The organism is Streptococcus sp. HCA-5024 (genome assembly GCF_037890265.1).
In the GTDB taxonomy this organism is placed as follows: domain Bacteria; phylum Bacillota; class Bacilli; order Lactobacillales; family Streptococcaceae; genus Streptococcus; species Streptococcus lingualis.
In genome coordinates, this window is sequence record NZ_JBBKBR010000002.1 from 148657 (window position 1) to 168431 (window position 19775).

Genomic DNA, 19775 nt, shown 5'->3' on the forward strand with positions numbered 1-19775 from the left:
TCCTTTTCTTGACATAATTGATAGTTTTATTATAACAAAATTTTAATGATTTCCTGATCACAATGCCTTGAAAATTCTTATAAAATCCATTATAATAGCTTGAATTCATTTGGAGAAAGGGAGTTGTTTATGAAATTTTACTCTTATGACTATGTATTGAGTCAGATCAGCCAGCAAAACTGGGTGACCATTGGGATATCTGGCTTGCTCATTCTTCTGACTGGTTTTTTTGCGGCGAAAGCCTATCGGAATAAGCACGATAGCAAATTCCGCGAATTGTCTATTATCTCCATTTTAACTCTGGTGGTAGTGGTCTTGATCAGTATCAGCAATTTTCAAAATAGCCAAAGTAATAATGACCAGTTCCAACGCTCACTCCATTTTATTGAAGTCATCTCAAAGGAGTTGGATGTCAAAAAAGAAGATGTCTATGTCAATACTTCAGCGGCCACAGATGGGGCGATTATGAAAGTTGGAGAGGTTTATTACCGAGCTATCGCAGGCTCTGACCCGGATCGCTATCTATTAGAAAAGATGGATCTATATAAAACAGACGTAGAACTTGTGGAGGTGAACAAATGACAGTAAATTTTATAACCATTTTGATTAAATTAGCTCTTGGCTTGATTTCCTTGGTATTTGTGATCAATGTGACCGGGAAAGGAAACTTAGCACCAAGTTCTGCAGTAGACCAGATACAGAACTTTGTTCTGGGGGGAATTATTGGTGGGGTGATTTACAATAGCTCCATTACCATTCTTCAATACATAGTGATTCTCTTGATGTGGACTATTTTGATCTTGCTCTTAAAATGGCTCAATACCAATGTCCGTTTTATGAAGCACTTGATCGATGGCAAACCAACTGTCATTATCAAAAATGGGAAGCTTGATCCGGAAGCTTGTCGATCCAAGGGACTTTCTGCTTCAGACGTTGCCTTGAAATTGCGTTCACAAGGAATTTTCCAATTAAAGGGAGTGAAACGAGCTGTCATTGAACAAAACGGTCAAATAATCGTTGTCCGTGCGGGGGATGAAAATCCTAAATACCCGATCATTACTGATGGTGTGGTTCAGCTTGAAATTTTGGAAACAATTGGGAAAAGTGAAGAGTGGTTGCGGGCTGAATTGGAAAAAGAAGGCTATGATAACGTGTTGGATATTTTCATTGCTGAGTATGACAAAGGAAAAATCAATGTTGTGACTTATTAGAAAAAGAGATTGGGCGAGCATGTCCAATCTTTTTTCTTCATAAAATTCCAGGAAAGGTCCCTTCCTTTTCTTGAGATACTCTTGGAAAAATAGTAAAATGGAAAGTAAGTGTTGATTAGAAAAGAAGGATAGAACATTTCATGAAGAAAAAAATACGGAAGTTTGAGAATCATTCGATCACACGCAGACTCTATCTGCTGTTTAGTTTGATTTGCCTTCTTTTTTTGGTTCTGATTACCCGACTTGGCTATATGCAGATCTCTCACCAAGCCTACTATACGGATAAATTGGCAAAAGCTACCAAAAAGACGGTCAAACAAGGGAGTGTGCGAGGGCAAATTTATGATGCTTCTGGTAAGCCCTTGGTGGAAAATGTGGGAAAACAAGTCTTGACCTTTACTCGGGATCGTAAAATGACGGCCCAAGAAATGCGAGAGACAGCTGGAAAACTCTTGCAGTATGTCGATGTAGAAAATCCTCAAGTAACCGAACGGCAAGAAGTGGATTACTATCTAGCCAATACCAAGGTCTACCAAGAGGTCGTGGAACACCTGCCTGAGAAAAAGAAATTTGATACCGATGGCAACCGCCTGCCGGAAGCCAAGATTTATCAAGCGGCAGTGGATAGTATCGACCCTTCAAAACTCGGCTATACGGATGATGAGAAAAAGATTATTTATCTCTATAGCCAGATGAATGCTGTGGAGAATTTTGCGACGGGGATTATTTCGACGCAAGCACTAGGAGCTGAGCAGATTGCGACCATCGCGGCTGACAGTCAGGACCTTCCTGGAATTGCGATCACGACCAGCTGGGACCGCAAGGTTTTGGATACTCCTTTAGCTTCTATCATCGGAACGGTTTCGACTGAGCAGGCAGGACTTCCAGCAGAAGAAGTCGAGGACTATGTCAAAAAAGGTTATGCCCTCAATGACCGGGTTGGAACCTCTTATCTCGAAAAGGAATACGAAAACGTCCTTCAAGGAAAACGCAGTGAAAAAGAAATTCTCCTGGATAAAAATGGCAATATGGATAAAGTGGTAGACATTTCAAAAGGAGCTAAGGGGGAAAACCTCAAGCTCTCGATTGACTTGGATTTCCAAAAAGGGGTGGAAGATATTCTCCGCTCTGCCTTTAGCGCAGAGTTGCAAGCTGGAAATGCGACCTACTCCGAAGGTGTCTATGCTGTAGCCCTTGAGCCTGATACAGGGAAAGTCCTTGCCATGGCAGGGATCAAACACCAGGCTGGTAGTCAAGATTTATCAACCGATGCTTTGGGAACAGTCACCAATGTTTTCGTCCCAGGATCGGTCGTTAAAGGAGCAACCTTGACTTCAGGATGGGAAAATGGTGCCATTTCCGGCAATCAAGTACTGACCGATCAGCCCATTGTTTTTGCAGGATCAACGCCGATTAACTCTTGGTTTACCCAATATGGCAGTCGCTCCATCAATGCAGTGGAAGCATTGGAATACTCTTCCAATACCTATATGGTCCAAATTGCCCTTAAGATGATGGGGCAACCTTACACTCCAAATATGACCTTACAAGTGGATCAGGTTGAACCGGCTATGAAAAAACTGCGCTCTACTTTTGCAGAGTATGGTCTTGGGGCATCAACGGGGATTGACCTTCCCAATGAATCGACCGGTTTTATTCCAAAAGACTACACAGTCGGTAATTATTTGACCAATGCCTTTGGTCAGTTTGACAACTATACGCCTATGCAATTGGCTCAGTATGCGGCAACCGTAGCGAATGATGGGAAGCGAGTGAGTCCTCATGTCGTCGAAGGCATCTATGACAATAATGATCAAGGGGGCCTTGGTCAGTTGAAAAAAGCGATCGAAACCAAGGAGCTCAATCAGGTCCATATCTCAGCGGAGGACATGGCTTTGATCAAGCAAGGGTTCTATCAGGTTGCGAATGGTACGAGTGGTTTGACGACAGGGAAAACTGTCGGTCAAGGTGCTAGTGTCTCCATTAGTGCCAAGACCGGTACAGCTGAAACCACAGTCGATGGAGGCAAACAAGCCATTAATACCAATGTGGTGGCTTATGCACCGTCAAACAATCCAAAGATTGCGGTAGCAGTGGTTTTTCCACATAATACCAATCTACAAGCGACGGTCAGTCATTCGATTACGCGTGACATTATTAACTTATACAATCAGAAACACCCCATGAATTAGAAAGGAAACTATGCTTTATCCAGCACCTATTGCAAAATTAATTGACAGCTATTCGAAGTTGCCAGGAATTGGGATCAAAACAGCGACTCGTCTGGCTTTTTACACCATTGGTATGTCAGATGATGATGTCAATGAATTTGCCAAGAACTTACTGAATGCCAAGCGTGAGCTGGGGTATTGCAGTATTTGTGGCAATTTAACCGATGAAGAAACCTGCGAGATTTGTCGAGATGAAACGCGGGATCCATCCCTCATTCTGGTTGTAGAAGATAGCCGGGATGTATCTGCTATGGAAAATATCCAGGAATACCACGGTCGCTATCATGTCTTACATGGCTTGATCTCGCCCATGAATGGCGTGGGACCTGATGACATCAATCTCAAGAGTTTAATTAGTCGCTTGATGGATGGAACAGTCACAGAGGTCATTGTTGCGACCAATGCGACGGCAGACGGGGAAGCGACATCTATGTATATCTCGCGTGTGCTCAAACCAGCAGGGATCAAAGTGACCCGTTTGGCACGAGGACTGGCAGTTGGAGCCGATATCGAGTATGCGGACGAAGTGACCTTGCTTCGCGCGATTGAAAATCGGACAGAATTATAAGAGAAGTTCTTTCGAAAGGGCTATCATTGTGGTATACTATCAAGTAAGAAATCAAGGGAACAATTAGGGAGAAACTATGAGTAAACAAGACTTAATCCTGTTGTATGGTGGACGTAGTGCAGAACGTGAAGTATCTGTTCTTTCAGCAGAAAGCGTGATGCGCGCGATTGATTACCAAGCATTTTCGGTTCAAACCTACTTTATTACGCAGTCAGGAGATTTCATCCAGACGCAAGCTTTTGAAGAGAAACCAGAGGATGATGAGAAATTGATGACCAACGATACAGTGGACTGGTCTAAGAAAGTCGCACCATCTGCAATTTACAAGGAAGGAGCAGTGGTCTTTCCAGTTCTTCATGGACCAATGGGAGAAGATGGTTCCATTCAAGGCTTCTTAGAAGTCTTGAAAATGCCTTATGTTGGCTGTGGCATCCTAGCTTCCAGTGTGGCCATGGACAAGATCACGACCAAACGGGTCTTGGAGTCGGCGGGGATTCCACAAGTTCCTTATGTAGCTCTAGTGGAAGGCGATGACGTGGATGAAAAAATTACTGCAATTGAAGCGACTCTCTCTTATCCAGTCTTTACTAAACCATCCAATATGGGTTCTAGCGTAGGGATTTCAAAATCTGAAAACCAAACAGAACTTCGGACTGCTCTCGAATTGGCCTTCAAATACGATAGCCGTGTCTTGGTAGAACAAGGGGTCAATGCGCGTGAGATCGAAGTTGGGCTCCTTGGAAACTATGATGTGAAAAGTACCTTGCCAGGTGAAGTTGTCAAAGATGTTGCCTTCTATGATTATGATGCCAAATACATCGATAACAAAATTACCATGGCTATTCCAGCTCAATTGGACCCTGAGGTTGTGAAAATCATGCGAACCAACGCAGAAAAAGCCTTTCGTGCGATCGGTGGTCTAGGCTTAGCTCGTTGTGATTTCTTCTATACCGATAAAGGAGAGATCTTCTTAAATGAGCTCAATACTATGCCAGGCTTTACCCAATGGTCTATGTATCCCTTGCTTTGGGACAATATGGGTCTCAACTATACAGATTTGATCACCAAGTTAGTAGAGCTCGGAAAAGAAGTCTTCCAAAAACACGAAGCGCATTTGTTGTAAGAAAGATGCCACCGCTTGGTGGCTTTTTTTGTGATCTAGAATATGGTATAATGAGAAGAATTTGAAACGAGCGTCTAGACCTTTGGGGACGACGCTACGGAGAACTGAGGAGTCGGATATGAATCTCACATTACATGAAGTTGCTCATCTAGTACATGCAAAAAATGATATCAGCCAATATGAAGATGTGGCCCTCATCAAGCCTGAATTTGACAGCCGTTTGATTGGGCCTGGAGACATTTTTGTTCCGTTAAAGGGAGCGCGTGATGGTCATGATTTCATCGAGACCGCTTTTGAAAATGGAGCCGTAGCCACTTTTTCAGAGAAAGTGATCGAAGGCCATCCTTATATTTTGGTGGAAGATGTATTGAGCGCATTTCAAACATTGGCTGCAGCCTATCTTCAAAAGACAAAAGTGGATGTTTTTGCGGTGACAGGGTCAAATGGTAAAACAACCACAAAAGATATGTTGGCACAGCTTTTGTCCACCACCTACCTGACCTATAAAACACAAGGAAACTATAATAACGAAATTGGTCTTCCTTATACGGTTTTGCATATGCCAGAAGGGACGGACAAACTGGTCCTTGAAATGGGGCAAGACCATCTAGGAGATATCCATCTCTTGTCAGAATTGGCGCATCCAAAAGCTGCTATTGTCACCTTGATTGGGGAAGCCCATTTGGAATTCTTCAAAGATCGAAGTGAGATCGCAAAAGGAAAACTCCAGATTGCGGACGGGATGCCAGAAGGTGGTCTTCTGGTAGTTCCAGCTGATCCGATCGTCGATGCCTACCTTCCTGAAAAACAAACAGTCGTACGCTTTGGCCCAGACGAGGAGATTTTTATTACTGAGTTAATCGAGCGAAAGGATAGCTTAACTTTCCGAGCGAATTTCTTAGAAGAAGCGATTGATCTTCCGGTAACAGGAAAATACAATGCGACCAATGCTATGATTGCAGCTTATGTTGCCCTGCAAGAAGGAGTGAGTGAAGCTGCGATTCGTGATAGTTTTGAAACCTTGCAATTGACGCGCAACCGGACAGAATGGAAGAAGGCCAGTAACGGAGCGGATATCCTATCCGATGTCTACAATGCCAATCCAACGGCTATGCGCCTAATCTTAGAAACTTTCTCTACCATTCCTGCTAATCCAAATGGTCGAAAATTAGCCGTTCTGGCAGATATGAAAGAACTAGGGGAGCAATCTGTAGATCTGCACAACCAAATGATTCTTAGCCTCTCGCCGGATGTTTTGGATACGGTTATTTTCTATGGCCAAGACATTGCAGGATTGGCTCAGTTAGCGAGTCAGATGTTCCCACTTGGACATGTCTATTATTTCAAAAAAACAGCTGAGGAAGACCAGTTTGGGGACATGGTCAAACAAGTCAAGGAAAGCTTAAAAGAGCAGGACCAAATCCTCATCAAGGGAAGCAATTCTATGAATCTAGCCAAATTGGTAGAGGAGTTGGAGAATGGTAAGTAATAATGTACTGAAGGACATTCAGCGCTTGATTTCAATCACCAATACAGGCTTAGCCTTCTCAAAAGATCCATTTGATCAAGAGCGCTACCAGGATATTCGTGAAATTTTACAGGATCTTGTGAGAGAAACGACTGATCTGAATTCACAAGAATTATCGGATTTGTTTCGACCGACAAACTATTATGACACCCCCTTAATTGATGTTAGGGCTTGGATTGTCAAAGATAGAAAACTTTGTCTGGTGAAAGGTCAGGGAGAAGAGACCTGGGCTTTGCCGGGTGGTTTTGGTGAGGTTGGCTATTCTCCTAAAGAAAATATTTTAAAGGAAATCCAAGAAGAAACGGGCTATGTAGCACGTGTCAATCGGTTGTTGGCAGTATTTGATACCAATCGCTACCAATTGCAAAGTCGCCAATATGTGAAATTGGTATTTGAATGTGAATTGCTGGATGGAAGTTTTCAACAGAATCAGGAAATTTCCGATCTTGCATTTTTTGAGAGAGAGAAAATGCCTGCTCTTTCTACCAAGCGCAATACAGAAGAACAATTGAATTTCCTTTGGGAGGTTTATGATGGGAAACGAGATTTGTATTGTGATTAAAAACGATCTATAAATTAAAGGGATATAAAAATGACACTTTGGGATTTATTGTTTACGAACCAAAAATCAGCCCCGCCTGAGTTTGGGCTATGGTATTTCATTCTGCCAGCTTCTTTGTTGGTGGTTGGCTACTTTTCCATCAAATATGCGCAGTCAAAAAGCTACCAACGCTTTTGGTACTGGGCACAATTGATTCAAGTCTTGACCATCAATGCTTGGTATATTCTAGCCCACATGCCTCTGACTGATAATTTACCATTTTATCATTGTCGCCTGGCCATGCTTGCGATCCTTTTTGCTCCGAGAGGGACCTATATCAAGCAATATTTTGCCTTGTTGGGAGTTCTAGGATCCATTGCGGCCTTGGTTTATCCAGCCTTTGATCCCTTCCCATTCCCCCATATCACTGTACTCAATCTGATTTTTAGTCACTGGGCCTTGTTTGCCAATAGTTTGATTTACCTACAGGATCATTATCAATCTGAAAAACAAGACAGCCTACGAATTGTTAAGATCACCTTTGGCATGAATGCCTTGATTTTCTTGGTCAACCTTTTGACGAAAGGAGATTACGGCTTCTTACGACGTCCACCAATCATTGGAGACCACGGTGCTCTCTTGAACTACCTCTTGGTCAGCATCGTGATGGTAGCTGGTATTTGCTTGGTCAATCAACGCTATAAATACAAATACAAGATGGTCGAAGAGAGTATAGTTTCGCGTTCAGAATAAAAAGAGCAGATAAGGGAAAGAAATCATGACACTTTGGGACTTATTTTTCACCAGTCAACCAACGGCCCCTCCTCAATTGGGGGCTTGGTATTTCTTGTTGCCGACCTCATTGGTAGTGGTGGGGCTTCTGTCTATTCGATTTGCTTCTTCCAAAGGCTATCAAAACTTTTGGTATTGGGGGCAGTTGATCCAGTTGCTGATTATCAACGCTTGGTATCTAGCTGCTCGCTTGCCTCTTTCAGAGAGTCTTCCCTTCTATCATAGTCGGATGGCCATGTGGATCATTCTTTTGGCTCCCAAGGGCAGCTTCAAACAATATTTTGCTCTCGTGGGAGTCTTTGGCTCCATTATGGCCTTGGTTCATCCCGTTTTTTATCCCTACCCTTTTCCTCACGTTTCCTCGATCAACAATGTCTTTGGTCACTGGGCTCTCTTGGCCAATTGTTTGATCTATCTGGTTCAATCCTACCAGGTGGAAGAAGGGGCTGTTTGGAAAATCTGTCAGATGACTGTTGGGGTCAATGCCATTATTCAGCTTGCGAATCTCGCAACGGGCGGAAACTACGGCTTTATGCGTCGCCCTCCTGTGATCGGTGACCATGGCCTTGTGCTCAACTATTTGATTGTGACAGTTCTCATGACGGGGACACTGATTTTCATCAATACGATTGTTCAGTACAGTAAGAAAAGAAGAATACCTAAATCTGTTTAAATAAGGAGATTTTATGCATCATTTTTTCACTACAGAATCAACAGCACCACCAGCAATCTCAGCACTTTGGTATAGTGTGATGGTCTTGTTCGTTGTGACAGCGATTATGATGTCACTTCGCTATTATCAGAATGAGCAATTTCGTAAATGCTTTCAATACTTACAAGGCTTCCAGTTAATTTGCTTGTATCTGTGGTATTTTGCCTACCACATTCCTTGGTCCAATAGCTTACCATTTTATCATTGCCGCTTGGCCATGTTTGCGGTCTTGTTTTTACCAGACCGATGGAAAAGCAAACAGTTCTTTGCCTTGATGGGAGTGAGTGGAGCCATCTTTGCTTTGGGCTATCCAGTCTTTGATCCCTACACTTTCCCTCATATTACGAGTTTTTCTTTCCTCCTCGGACATTACTGTCTCCTCATCAATTCCTTGATTTATCTCTTGAGATGGTATGATCGAAACCTCTTAAAAAATAGTCAGATTGTTCTCTATACCTTTGCCTTAGATTTATTCCTGGTTGGAGTCAATCAATTGACGGGAGGAAATTACGGCTTGATGGCCCGCCCTCCGATTATGAGAGGGGATAAGGTGTGGCTCAACTATCTGGTTGTATCCAGTATTTTAGCCCTTGCTTTATTACTCTTTAATCAGTTCTTCAGTCGCAGAAGTGAGCGGGTGAAAGTGAGAAAATAACAAGTAGGAAGGTTGGGGCATCTCTGTCTCAACCCTGTTTTATATCAAAGGAGAATATATGAAGCGTTTCTTGCTAATGATCTCCCTCGTTTGGAGTTTGTTTTGTACAATAACGACAGCACATGCGGATGAAGAAGTTCGCTATTCGATTGAATCCTATGTAGGACACCTCCAATTGCAGGAAGATAGCCAGGCAACATTTACACAAGAGATCACCTATCAGTTTCAGACAGGCTATCATGGTCAATATGTGACTCTAGGAAGCGCAGATCCTCTTCCAAAAGGGTTTAAGATTCATCGTAATCCTGAGGTGGAAGCCTATGTGGATGGGGAAAAACGAGAGATTCGTGTAGAGGAAACAGACCTGCAAGATGGCCGTCAATTAAAAATATACAATGCCCGTATCGTCGGTGGCACGGTCAAGATCATAGTGAAATGGAAGATTGATCATCTCTTGACTTTCTACAAGGATAGTGCAGAATTGAACTGGTTTCCTATTTCAGATGGAGATGAGAAAGTCGCGAAATTAGACTTTTATGTGGATGGCTTGGATGCTAAGCAGGGAAAACTGTATGCCCATACTGGTTACTTTAATCCACCAGCCCAAGTCGAACGGACTGAAACTGGTTATCATATTTGGACAAAGGATTTTCCAAAAAATGGAAAGCTCGAACTGCATGCCTATTGGCCAATGACAGAAGCCCTGCGTCAAGACCAAGCAAATGAGATTAACAAGGGAAATGGAAAAGAGAAATTTCTCAAAAAAGAGAAATCCATTGAACAAAAAACGTTCCTCTATCGGACCCTTCTACTTAAGGTTGTACCAATTGTATCGATTCTTTTATTTATCCTCGCTTTCATTCCATGGATCCGGTATTTTATCAGTACCAGAACTCGTCGGATTGCAAAAGGAGTACGATTATACGAACCACCACAGAATTTACCTCCTCTTGTCCTAGCTAAGTCACTGTATCAACTTGATTTTGAACGGATGGTGATATCTAGAGAGAAAGGACCATTAACATTCAATCATCTCATCCAAGCAACTATATTGGATCTCATTGATCGAGGAAATCTTCGTTTGACTAGGAATGAAAATGGGGAAACCTTGACCTGTCTCCATTATGAAGGCTTGGCTGATTTTGAATTGAAGTTTATTGAAATGATCTTTGATCAAGAATCTGAAATCAGTATCAGTGAAGTATTTTCAAGGTATAAAATCGACAAAGCAGCCTTAAAAAAAGATTTTCGAGCTGCTAAATCAGACACACAACGAGACCGTATTCGAAAAGTCGGAAGTGCCGTTCAATCCCTTTTAAAAAAGGATGCCCAGCAATTGTCAAAAGGGGTAGAAAAGGAAATTGCAAAATTAGGATTGCCTTCTTATTTTAGAGACTTATCTGAAAAAGAAGAAGCTTTTTCTAAAACAGGCTGCGCCTTACATTTTTGGCTCTTACTGATCTTATTTGTGAGCATGTGTTTCTTATCTCTTGGATTTGGATCACACCTATCTTCATTCTATTTTTGGATTATTTTACTTTTGGTTTTGTTATTCATTCCATTTTATATTGTTGTGAAAATCCGTGAAGATCATCTACAATCCTTAGAGAACTTGGATGCACAATTCCAATGGATGGCCTTTCGAAATATGATCGAAAGTATTCCAAATTTCAACCAAGCAGAACTTGAGAGTGTCATCCTATGGAATCGCATCTTAGTCTATGCAACCCTGTATGGCCAAGCAAAAAAAGTGAGCCAGGTACTCCAAAATCATCAGATTTCCTTACCATATGAAGACTGGGACACTGTTCTTTGGCTAACAACCTCCCCAAATACTTTCCTAGACGGCTCTACCTTGATGAACTATGCAGATGATTCCTATAGTGTTTCAAGCTTCTCTATTAACTCTTCAGATGGCAGTGGCGGCTTTGACGGCGGTGGCTTCTCTGATGGTGGCGGTGGCGGAGGATTTGGTGCCTTTTGATAGCCGTGAAAAGAAGACTAGAATCTACGGATTTCGGTCTTTCTTTGCGTCCCCAAAAAGATCCATCGTTGAAAAAAGTGCCTCTTTTCGCTATAATAGAAAAGATAGAGAAATTGAGGAGAGATCCGATGTAAAGATGAATTTGTAAATTTATCAGAAAATAAAAAGAGAAAGAATTAGGAATATGAACGTACAAGAAGAAATTAAAAAACGCCGTACCTTTGCCATTATCTCCCACCCGGATGCTGGTAAAACGACGATTACAGAGCAGTTGCTCTACTTTGGAGGAGAGATTCGGGAAGCCGGTACCGTCAAAGGGAAGAAAACAGGAAACTTTGCTAAGTCAGACTGGATGGATATCGAGAAACAACGTGGGATTTCGGTAACCTCATCTGTCATGCAGTTTGACTACGATGGGAAACGGGTAAACATCCTAGACACTCCAGGACACGAGGACTTTTCAGAAGATACCTATCGGACCTTGATGGCGGTGGATGCTGCGGTCATGGTAGTGGACTCTGCCAAGGGTATCGAGGCCCAAACCAAGAAATTGTTTGAGGTTGTCAAACACCGCGGGATTCCAGTCTTTACCTTTATGAACAAGCTGGACCGTGATGGTCGTGAACCACTAGATCTCTTGCAAGAATTGGAAGAAGTCTTGGGTATTGCAAGTTATCCAATGAACTGGCCGATCGGGATGGGGAAAGCCTTTGAGGGACTCTACGACCTCTATAATCAACGCTTGGAACTCTACAAAGGGGATGAACGCTTTGCTAGTCTAGAAGATGGAGACAAGCTCTTTGCCAACAACCCCTTCTATGAGCAAGTAAAAGATGATATCGAACTCTTGCAAGAAGCCGGAAATGAATTTTCAGAAGAAGCTATCCTTGCGGGTGAATTAACACCAGTCTTCTTTGGATCCGCTTTGACGAACTTTGGTGTACAGACTTTCTTGGAAACCTTCCTCAAGTTTGCTCCAGAACCACATGGCCACAAGAAGACCGATGGAGAAATGGTCGATCCTTACGATAAGGATTTCTCAGGCTTTGTCTTTAAAATCCAAGCCAATATGGACCCTCGTCACCGCGACCGGATCGCCTTTGTGCGGATCGTATCGGGTGAATTTGAGCGTGGGATGAGCGTCAACCTGCCTCGTACTGGTAAGGGTGCTAAGTTATCTAACGTGACTCAATTTATGGCCGAAAGCCGTGAAAATGTCAGCAATGCTGTAGCAGGAGACATCATCGGGGTCTATGATACTGGTACTTATCAGGTTGGAGATACGCTGACAGTTGGTAAAAACAAGTTCGAATTTGAACCACTGCCAACCTTTACGCCTGAAATCTTCATGAAAGTGTCAGCCAAGAACGTCATGAAGCAAAAATCCTTCCACAAAGGGATTGAGCAATTGGTGCAAGAAGGAGCTATTCAGCTCTATACCAACTACCAAACAGGTGAATACATGCTTGGTGCCGTTGGTCAATTGCAGTTTGAAGTCTTTAAGCACCGGATGGAAAATGAATACAATGCCGAAGTGGTCATGAGCCCAATGGGTAAAAAGACAGTTCGCTGGATCAAACCAGAAGACTTAGATGAGCGCATGTCTTCAAGCCGAAATATCTTGGCCAAGGACCGCTTTGACCAACCTGTCTTCCTCTTTGAAAACGACTTTGCCCTCCGCTGGTTTGCGGATAAGTATCCAGACGTTGAGCTGGAAGAAAAGATGGGGTAAGGAATTTTTCAAAACTGATCCATAACAAAAAAATAAGAAAACGAAAATCTATCCGTTTTCGCTTATAAAGGAGAAATGATGGGATTATTAAGTGGTTTGATGGGCAATGCCTCTCAAAAAAATGTTGATAAAGTAGAAAGAGATCTGGAAGATATCTTGGTGCCGGGAGAGCAAGTCACACTTGCTTTTAGCTTGATTCGTGATTTAATCGTCTTTACAGAGTTTCGTTTGATCTTGGTGGATAAGCAAGGAGTAACAGGAAAGAAAACGTCCTACAAATCCCTTCCTTATCGCTCGATCTCTCGTTTTTCAGTGGAAACTTCTGGTCATTTTGATTTGGATGCCGAATTAAAAATCTGGGTCTCTTCTGCAGTCGAGCCTTCAGAAGTTTTACAATTCAAGAGTGACAGCAGCGTCATTGAAATCCAGCAAGCATTAGCCAGTGCAGTTTTTAAATAAAAATATCATTTTGATAGAGAACAGTTGAGAAAGGAGACGGAATGTTTATCGAAAAACAATTGGGTCAAGATCGGAAATGGATCAATATCGACTCGGATATGGTTGCTGAAAACTCATATCTTTATAAAAAATACGAGATTGACAAAGAAACCATTGAGTACGCGATGGATAAGAACGAACGTGCCCATATGGATTACAATCGAGAAAACGGTACGATCACATTTATCTACAATGTATTGGATTTAGAAAAGGACAAGGAATACTACGAAACCATCCCTATGACCTTTATCGTTCAAGATACGCGACTCGTGACCATCAGTAACCAGGACAATGCCTATATCATTGAACAAATGGTTCGCTATTTGGAAAGCCATGGGGAGTTGTCGATCTATAAGTTGCTTTTTGCAGGTCTTGAAATGATCAGTAATGCTTATTATCCGATTATTGATCGCTTAGATAAGCACAAGGATGAACTCAATCGTTTGCTTCGAAAGACAACGACGACCAAGAATCTTTATGCCCTGTCTGACCTTGAGACCGGTATGGTCTATCTGGTCGCAGCAGCCAAGCAAAATCGGATGTTGCTAGAACATATTAAAGCGCATGCCATTTATCGCAGGATGAATGATGTTGAAAAAGAGCAGTTTGATGATGCCATGATCGAAGCGCGTCAGTTGGCTTCGATGACTGAGTTGATTTCCAATGTCTTGCAACAGTTGTCAGGATCTTACAACAATATCCTAAACAACAACTTGAATGACAACTTGACCACCCTAACCATCTTTGAAGCCTTGTTGGCGGTTTTAGCCGTTATCACCGGTTTCTTTGGAATGAATATCCCTCTTCCTATGACAAAGGATCCCAATGCTTGGATTTATGTATCCGTATGTAGCTTTATATTATGGCTCATTTTGGGAAAGGTTATGCGGTGGATTGTGAAACAAAGATAAAAAAGAGGCTTGGAGAAATCCGAGCCTCTTCGTATCTAGAATAATCTGAGAAATAGGAACCATCTAGACACCTGCCCTCCTCTCCAAAGAAGGGGCAGTGTGAATAGTTCATCGACTGTACAAAATCTTCTTGGAAATAGTAGGAGTAGATTTAATAGTACTGAGTGGTTCTAAATAAATCAGAACTTAGAATAAATCGTTGAATCAGATAAAATGATCCTATTTCTTTATACAGAAATATTTTAGATACTAACTGTATTATACATATTTATTTGTAAAAACGCAAGAACTACCAAAAAAAGTTTTTCCGAAGTTTTTATACTCCTATGATGAAGTATATGAAATGGTTACAAGAAGAAAACCAGTCCTGGCAAGGTTTAGGGGCGTTTTTATAATCTTAAGCTATCTAAAATTTTTTCCTAAAAAATAAAATTAGTCTCCTGTGACTATCATTTACCTCTTCATTGTGTTATACTAGATAAGTTGCAAACTTGTATGAGAGAAATGCTGGGGAGATGGAACATTTAGAAAAGGAATGTTGGTCAATCTCCCACAAGGAGGATCTTGGTGTCTTTTCGTTTGGAAAACGACTTTAATCAACCATATCCGCTAGTGCGAAAACATTTTTCGCAGAAGGGAATTCCATAAAAAAACGATTGGGTTTTTCTTTAGATGAGTCTTGCGACAGGTAACCGGGAAGGAGACTTCCTATGCAATCAGTGCGTTTTCGCATTGAAAGAAGTGTGATAAAGTGGCTTCGCACCACTTTTTAGAAAGAAGAAAGAATTGAAATTCAATGAATTTAACTTATCTGCTGAATTATTAGCAGAAATCGAAAAAGCTGGCTTTGTAGAAGCAAGCCCCATCCAAGAACAAACCATTCCTTTGGCCCTTGAAGGAAAAGATGTCATTGGTCAAGCGCAAACAGGGACCGGTAAAACGGCTGCTTTTGGTCTTCCAACTTTGGAGAAGATTGATGTCGATAACACAGTTATCCAAGCCCTTGTTATTGCCCCGACGCGTGAGTTGGCGGTTCAAAGTCAGGAAGAACTCTTCCGTTTTGGACGCAGCAAGGGTGTTAAAGTCCGCTCTGTCTATGGTGGATCAAGCATTGAAAAGCAAATCAAAGCCTTGAAGTCAGGTGCTCATATCGTAGTGGGAACCCCTGGACGCTTGCTAGATTTGATCAAGCGCAAGGCCTTGAAACTCGATCATATTGAAACCTTGATCTTGGATGAAGCAGATGAAATGCTCAACATGGGCTTTTTGGAAGATATCGAAGCAATCATTAGCCGTGTTCCAGAAACACGTCAAACCTTGCTCTTTTCAGCAACGATGCCAGAAGCCATCAAGCGTATCGGTGTTCAGTTTATGAAAGAGCCCGAACACGTTAAGATCGCAGCCAAAGAATTGACCACCGACTTGGTCGATCAATACTATATCCGTGTCAAAGAAGGCGAAAAGTTTGATACCATGACTCGATTGATGGATGTCGAGCAGCCTGAACTTGCCATCGTCTTTGGTCGGACAAAACGTCGGGTCGATGAATTGACGCGTGGCTTGAAGATCCGTGGTTTCCGAGCAGAAGGGATTCACGGAGATTTGGATCAAAACAAACGTCTTCGTGTACTTCGTGACTTTAAAAATGGGAACTTGGACGTCTTGGTGGCAACGGACGTTGCGGCACGTGGTTTGGATATTTCAGGTGTGACTCATGTCTACAACTACGATATTCCACAAGATCCAGAAAGCTATGTTCACCGTATCGGACGGACAGGTCGTGCTGGGAAAACAGGGCAATCCATTACCTTTGTTTCGCCAAATGAAATGGGCTATTTGCAAATCATTGAGAACTTGACCAAAAAGCGGATGAAGGGAATGAAACCTGCAACAGCAGAAGAAGCCTTCCAAGCGAAAAAACAAGTAGCGCTGAAGAAAATTGAGCGAGACTTTGAAGATGAAAAAATCCGGACCAACTTTGAGAAGTTTGGCAAGGATGCTCGCAAATTGGCTGCAGAATTCACTCCTGAAGAATTGGCTATGTATATTTTGAGCTTGACCGTTCAAGATCCAGACAGTCTTCCAGAAGTTGAAATTGCGCGTGAAAAACCATTGCCATTCAAACCATCTGGTGGTGGCTTTGGTGGAAAAGGCAAAGGTGGCCGTGGAAATAGCCGTCGTGGAGACCAACGTCGTGACCGAAATCGCAGAGATGACCGTGAAGGTGGACGCCGTGATTTCAAACGCAAGTCCAATAAAAATAGCCGAGACTTTGAAGGCAAAGGCAACAAACGTCCCCATCGTACTTCCAATGAAAAGAAAAATGGATTTGTCATCCGCAATAAAGGGGATAAATAAGTCCGAAGGAACGGTCTAGCAATAGGCCGTTTTTTATAAGAAAAATAAAAAATACAAGGGTTAACCAGCTGTTAACCCTTGTATATTTATAAGGAGACCTAAATGATAACTGACTCTTTTAGAAAAAATGTATCATGATAAGGAGCATCCAAAAAAGTCAGACAACAGAAAGAATGAATTCCTAAAATGGAATATTTCTGTTAACATATTAAGTCTACAATTATTTCTAAGCCTTGTCAAGAATTTTTTCTTATTTTTTTAAAAATATTCACCAAAAATAAAAATTGACAATCTTTGCTAAAAGTTTATAATGAATATAGTGACTATAACAACTATAAAGAGGTGGCGTCCATGGTGATTGCATTAAAAAATGATGATCTAGAAGTACACTTTAAGACATTTGGAGGGGAATTGAGCTCCATTCGAAGTAAAGAAGGCATAGAATATCTCTGGCAAGGGGATCCAGAGTATTGGTCAGGACAGGCGCCGGTTCTGTTTCCGATTTGCGGGAGCGTTCGTAATGGCCAAGTACAGTATCATCTAAAAGATGGAGTGAAGACAGGTCAGCTACCAAGACACGGCCTCATTCGCAAGAGAGAGTTTGAACTTAAAGAACAAACAGACCATCGTCTTGTCTTTGAAATCACCTCTAACGAAGAGAGCCTGCAAAATTATCCCTACCATTTTCGAGTTGAAATCGTTTATGAACTACAAGGGAAAGAAATCACCATCACCTATCGTGTACAAAATCTAGAGTCTGATCAAGTCATGCCTTATTTCATTGGAGGGCATCCAGCCTTTTATTGTCCCCTTTTAGCAGATGAAGACTATGAAGACTACGAGTTGATTTTTGAAAAAGAAGAAACCTGTAGCGTCCCTCTCTTGTTCACAGAAACTGGATTGGTCGATCGCCTGCAGCGGACGCCATTTTTAGATCATACATCTAGCTTACAGTTGAAACATGATCTTTTTGAGAAAGACGCCATTATTTTAGATCAGTTAGCCTCTAAATCTGTGAAGCTTATCTCGAAAAAATCCAGGAAAGGTTTGGAATTTGCCTTTGCAGATTTTGAGAATCTCGTCCTTTGGTCTACTAATAACAAGGGCCCCTTCATTGCCTTAGAGCCTTGGACAGGTATTTCCACATCTGCAGAAGAGGGCGATTTCTTCGAAGACAAAAAAGGTGTGATCCAGTTGGACCCTCAAGAGACACGGAGTCACCAGTACCGTATCACCATTTTGTAAATGAAAAACCGTTGGACTATGGAGTCCGACGGTTCTTTTTGATATAGTTTAGTTTTGCTTGGCGCGATTTCTTTTTAAAGAGAGCTTCGGCAGACATCGCAGAGGGTTTATCTGGATAGGATTCTTTGTAAAGAAGTTTAACGGGGAGGCGAGCCCGTGTGTATTTGGCTCCTTTTCCAGCATTGTGAGTCTTCAGGCGTTTTTCGACATCAGTGGTATAGCCAGTGTAGAGAGAGCCATCCGCACACTCTAAAACATACATGTAAGCCTTAGTTTCCATAGTAGATCTCATGAATCTCGTCTGTATAGCTGCCATCTTCATTGTGAATAAAGAGAGGCGGCAGAATTTTTAAACCATCCAGTGAGCCATCCTTGATCGCCTCAATCAATAACATATTCGCCTCTTTGGTCACTTTTGGATAGACAAACTGGATCCGCTTAGGTGCAAGATTGTAACGCTTCATGGTTTCGATGATATCTAAAAAGCGATCTGGACGATGGACCATCGCTAAGCGACCATTTGATTTGAGAACCCGCTGGGCCACATGGCAAATCTCATCTAAATTAGTGGTAATTTCATGCCGGGCTAAGAGGTAGTGTTCACTCTCATTGAGATTGGAATGCTCATCAACCTTGAAATAAGGAGGATTGCAGAGGATGATATCCACCTTACTGCCCTTTATATGTTGGGGTAAATGCTTGAGGTCATCTGTGATCATGGACATTTGCTGGTTCAAGCCATTGAGAGCAATGGAGCGGGTTGCCATATCCGCTAGACGTTCCTGTATTTCGACACCAATGATCTGGGCCTCTGTCCGAGTGCTTGCAAAGAGTCCCACAGCTCCATTTCCAGCGCAGAGATCTACGATCAAGCCTCGCTTGGGCAATTTTGGAAAGCGCGAGAGCAGGACGCTATCCACGGAGTAACTAAAGACTTCCCGATTTTGTATAATTTTCACATCACTTGAAAAGAGTTGATTGACGCGCTCGCCGTCTTTTAATTCGATATCTGTCATGGCTCTATTATAGCATGAAAAGAGGCTTGGGGAAAGATGATAATTTTTAATATATTAAAATGATATATTTTTGTAAAAACGCTTTCTTTTCTTGTTTAAATATGTTACTATATATTAAAAAAAGTGGGAGGTTTTGTAAATGAACAAAACGAAAAAATGGTTTGGCTTGGGGGTAACATTGCTTTCAGCAAGTATACTAGTAGCCTGTGGAAATTCTAGTAGTAAGTCTGATGATACTTCAAAAGAAGCTAAAACAGAGAAAAAGGCATCTACTGAGAAGAGTAGTGAAAAGAAATCAACCTATGCAATTGGTGATAAGATTGTTTTTGATAAACAAGCTGAGTACACTATTACAAATGTTGAATGGACTGATGAACGGAATGATTTTGATAAAACAAATCCCGATAAAGTATTAAAAGTGACCTATAATGTGAAAAATCTATCAGATAGTGATCTAGCAGTTGGGGTTGACATTGATCTATTTGTTGGTGGAAATAAAATGGAGACTTATCCTAATACAAATACAATGGGGTCAATTTCACCGGGTCGATCAATGGAAGGTGCTGTACAACATTTTGGTGTAAAAGGGGATGGCAAATTAGAACTGGAAATAAAACCATTTGCTGCATTTAATGAAAAACCTGCGATTGTTGCTTTTGATGCACCGTAA

At 41.9% G+C, this 19775-nt stretch carries 19 protein-coding genes; 17 read left to right on the forward strand and 2 right to left on the reverse strand.

Annotation, left to right across the window (positions count from 1 at the left end; genetic code table 11):
- Positions 1-129 precede the first annotated feature (129 nt).
- The 16 genes from WKT08_RS04365 (at position 130) to WKT08_RS04440 (ending at position 18089) form a co-directional block, all read left to right on the forward strand.
- Positions 130-582 (forward strand): DUF3290 family protein, encoded by a 453-nt coding sequence (locus tag WKT08_RS04365; protein WP_340280332.1) that lies wholly within the window; start codon positions 130-132, stop codon positions 580-582.
- Positions 579-1211: a DUF421 domain-containing protein gene (locus tag WKT08_RS04370; RefSeq protein WP_070465538.1), complete on the forward strand. Its 633-nt coding sequence runs from the start codon at positions 579-581 to the stop codon at positions 1209-1211. Before WKT08_RS04365 ends, WKT08_RS04370 begins: the two co-directional genes overlap by 4 nt.
- A gap of 140 nt (positions 1212-1351) precedes the next feature.
- Positions 1352-3403, forward strand: coding sequence for a penicillin-binding protein PBP2B (gene pbp2b, locus WKT08_RS04375; protein ID WP_340280334.1), 2052 nt, complete (start codon positions 1352-1354; stop codon positions 3401-3403).
- A 10-nt stretch (positions 3404-3413) separates the two neighbouring features.
- Positions 3414-4010: a recombination mediator RecR gene (gene recR, locus WKT08_RS04380; protein ID WP_003002450.1), complete on the forward strand. Its 597-nt coding sequence runs from the start codon at positions 3414-3416 to the stop codon at positions 4008-4010.
- A 76-nt stretch (positions 4011-4086) separates the two neighbouring features.
- Positions 4087-5133 (forward strand): D-alanine--D-alanine ligase, encoded by a 1047-nt coding sequence (locus tag WKT08_RS04385; protein ID WP_340280337.1) that lies wholly within the window; start codon positions 4087-4089, stop codon positions 5131-5133.
- A 118-nt stretch (positions 5134-5251) separates the two neighbouring features.
- Positions 5252-6622, forward strand: coding sequence for a UDP-N-acetylmuramoyl-tripeptide--D-alanyl-D-alanine ligase (locus WKT08_RS04390; protein ID WP_340280339.1), 1371 nt, complete (start codon positions 5252-5254; stop codon positions 6620-6622).
- Positions 6612-7223 (forward strand): NUDIX hydrolase, encoded by a 612-nt coding sequence (locus WKT08_RS04395; RefSeq protein WP_003015213.1) that lies wholly within the window; start codon positions 6612-6614, stop codon positions 7221-7223. The genes WKT08_RS04390 and WKT08_RS04395 overlap by 11 nt, the downstream gene beginning before the upstream one ends.
- A gap of 30 nt (positions 7224-7253) precedes the next feature.
- On the forward strand, positions 7254-7955 hold the full coding sequence (locus WKT08_RS04400; RefSeq protein ID WP_049474285.1) for a YwaF family protein: 702 nt from the start codon (positions 7254-7256) through the stop codon (positions 7953-7955).
- 25 nt (positions 7956-7980) lie between these two features.
- Positions 7981-8667, forward strand: coding sequence for a YwaF family protein (locus WKT08_RS04405; protein WP_340280345.1), 687 nt, complete (start codon positions 7981-7983; stop codon positions 8665-8667).
- Between the two features lie 13 nt (positions 8668-8680).
- Positions 8681-9361, forward strand: a complete 681-nt coding sequence (locus tag WKT08_RS04410) for a YwaF family protein (protein WP_003006294.1) — start codon at positions 8681-8683, stop codon at positions 9359-9361.
- Between the two features lie 58 nt (positions 9362-9419).
- Entirely contained in the window at positions 9420-11345 is a 1926-nt protein-coding gene (locus WKT08_RS04415) for a DUF2207 family protein (protein ID WP_340280348.1), read from the forward strand.
- Positions 11346-11529: 184 nt separating this feature from the next.
- Positions 11530-13077, forward strand: a complete 1548-nt coding sequence (locus tag WKT08_RS04420) for a peptide chain release factor 3 (protein ID WP_003012237.1) — start codon at positions 11530-11532, stop codon at positions 13075-13077.
- A gap of 78 nt (positions 13078-13155) precedes the next feature.
- Entirely contained in the window at positions 13156-13536 is a 381-nt protein-coding gene (locus WKT08_RS04425) for a PH domain-containing protein (protein WP_004219989.1), read from the forward strand.
- Positions 13537-13577: 41 nt separating this feature from the next.
- Positions 13578-14486, forward strand: coding sequence for a magnesium transporter CorA family protein (locus WKT08_RS04430; RefSeq protein WP_340280350.1), 909 nt, complete (start codon positions 13578-13580; stop codon positions 14484-14486).
- Between the two features lie 786 nt (positions 14487-15272).
- Positions 15273-16844, forward strand: a complete 1572-nt coding sequence (locus WKT08_RS04435) for a DEAD/DEAH box helicase (RefSeq protein WP_277838913.1) — start codon at positions 15273-15275, stop codon at positions 16842-16844.
- A 351-nt stretch (positions 16845-17195) separates the two neighbouring features.
- Positions 17196-18089, forward strand: coding sequence for an aldose 1-epimerase family protein (locus tag WKT08_RS04440; RefSeq protein WP_340280353.1), 894 nt, complete (start codon positions 17196-17198; stop codon positions 18087-18089).
- A gap of 16 nt (positions 18090-18105) precedes the next feature.
- Here WKT08_RS04440 and WKT08_RS04445 read toward each other — a convergent pair whose 3' ends face one another.
- Both WKT08_RS04445 and WKT08_RS04450 read right to left on the reverse strand, forming a co-directional pair.
- Positions 18106-18369, reverse strand: coding sequence for a GIY-YIG nuclease family protein (locus tag WKT08_RS04445; protein WP_049472126.1), 264 nt, complete (start codon positions 18367-18369; stop codon positions 18106-18108).
- Positions 18359-19105, reverse strand: coding sequence for a tRNA1(Val) (adenine(37)-N6)-methyltransferase (locus WKT08_RS04450; protein WP_021152863.1), 747 nt, complete (start codon positions 19103-19105; stop codon positions 18359-18361). The genes WKT08_RS04445 and WKT08_RS04450 overlap by 11 nt, the downstream gene beginning before the upstream one ends.
- A 139-nt stretch (positions 19106-19244) precedes the next feature.
- On the opposite strand from WKT08_RS04450, the gene WKT08_RS04455 reads away from it, so the two are divergent.
- Positions 19245-19775 carry a DUF4352 domain-containing protein gene (locus tag WKT08_RS04455; RefSeq protein ID WP_021152864.1) on the forward strand — a complete coding sequence of 177 codons (531 nt, stop codon included), beginning with the start codon at positions 19245-19247 and terminating at the stop codon, positions 19773-19775.

What these genes read in the sequence shown, in the direction of transcription:
- WKT08_RS04365 (WP_340280332.1), top strand. Translation starts at nt 130, where the DNA reads ATGAAATTTTACTCTTATGACTATGTATTGAGTCAGATCAGCCAGCAA.
- WKT08_RS04370 (WP_070465538.1), top strand. Translation starts at nt 579, where the DNA reads ATGACAGTAAATTTTATAACCATTTTGATTAAATTAGCTCTTGGCTTG.
- pbp2b (WP_340280334.1), top strand. Translation starts at nt 1,352, where the DNA reads ATGAAGAAAAAAATACGGAAGTTTGAGAATCATTCGATCACACGCAGA.
- recR (WP_003002450.1), top strand. Translation starts at nt 3,414, where the DNA reads ATGCTTTATCCAGCACCTATTGCAAAATTAATTGACAGCTATTCGAAG.
- WKT08_RS04385 (WP_340280337.1), top strand. Translation starts at nt 4,087, where the DNA reads ATGAGTAAACAAGACTTAATCCTGTTGTATGGTGGACGTAGTGCAGAA.
- WKT08_RS04390 (WP_340280339.1), top strand. Translation starts at nt 5,252, where the DNA reads ATGAATCTCACATTACATGAAGTTGCTCATCTAGTACATGCAAAAAAT.
- WKT08_RS04395 (WP_003015213.1), top strand. Translation starts at nt 6,612, where the DNA reads ATGGTAAGTAATAATGTACTGAAGGACATTCAGCGCTTGATTTCAATC.
- WKT08_RS04400 (WP_049474285.1), top strand. Translation starts at nt 7,254, where the DNA reads ATGACACTTTGGGATTTATTGTTTACGAACCAAAAATCAGCCCCGCCT.
- WKT08_RS04405 (WP_340280345.1), top strand. Translation starts at nt 7,981, where the DNA reads ATGACACTTTGGGACTTATTTTTCACCAGTCAACCAACGGCCCCTCCT.
- WKT08_RS04410 (WP_003006294.1), top strand. Translation starts at nt 8,681, where the DNA reads ATGCATCATTTTTTCACTACAGAATCAACAGCACCACCAGCAATCTCA.
- WKT08_RS04415 (WP_340280348.1), top strand. Translation starts at nt 9,420, where the DNA reads ATGAAGCGTTTCTTGCTAATGATCTCCCTCGTTTGGAGTTTGTTTTGT.
- WKT08_RS04420 (WP_003012237.1), top strand. Translation starts at nt 11,530, where the DNA reads ATGAACGTACAAGAAGAAATTAAAAAACGCCGTACCTTTGCCATTATC.
- WKT08_RS04425 (WP_004219989.1), top strand. Translation starts at nt 13,156, where the DNA reads ATGGGATTATTAAGTGGTTTGATGGGCAATGCCTCTCAAAAAAATGTT.
- WKT08_RS04430 (WP_340280350.1), top strand. Translation starts at nt 13,578, where the DNA reads ATGTTTATCGAAAAACAATTGGGTCAAGATCGGAAATGGATCAATATC.
- WKT08_RS04440 (WP_340280353.1), top strand. Translation starts at nt 17,196, where the DNA reads ATGGTGATTGCATTAAAAAATGATGATCTAGAAGTACACTTTAAGACA.
- WKT08_RS04445 (WP_049472126.1), bottom strand. Translation starts at nt 18,369, where the DNA reads ATGGAAACTAAGGCTTACATGTATGTTTTAGAGTGTGCGGATGGCTCT.
- WKT08_RS04450 (WP_021152863.1), bottom strand. Translation starts at nt 19,105, where the DNA reads ATGACAGATATCGAATTAAAAGACGGCGAGCGCGTCAATCAACTCTTT.
- WKT08_RS04455 (WP_021152864.1), top strand. Translation starts at nt 19,245, where the DNA reads ATGAACAAAACGAAAAAATGGTTTGGCTTGGGGGTAACATTGCTTTCA.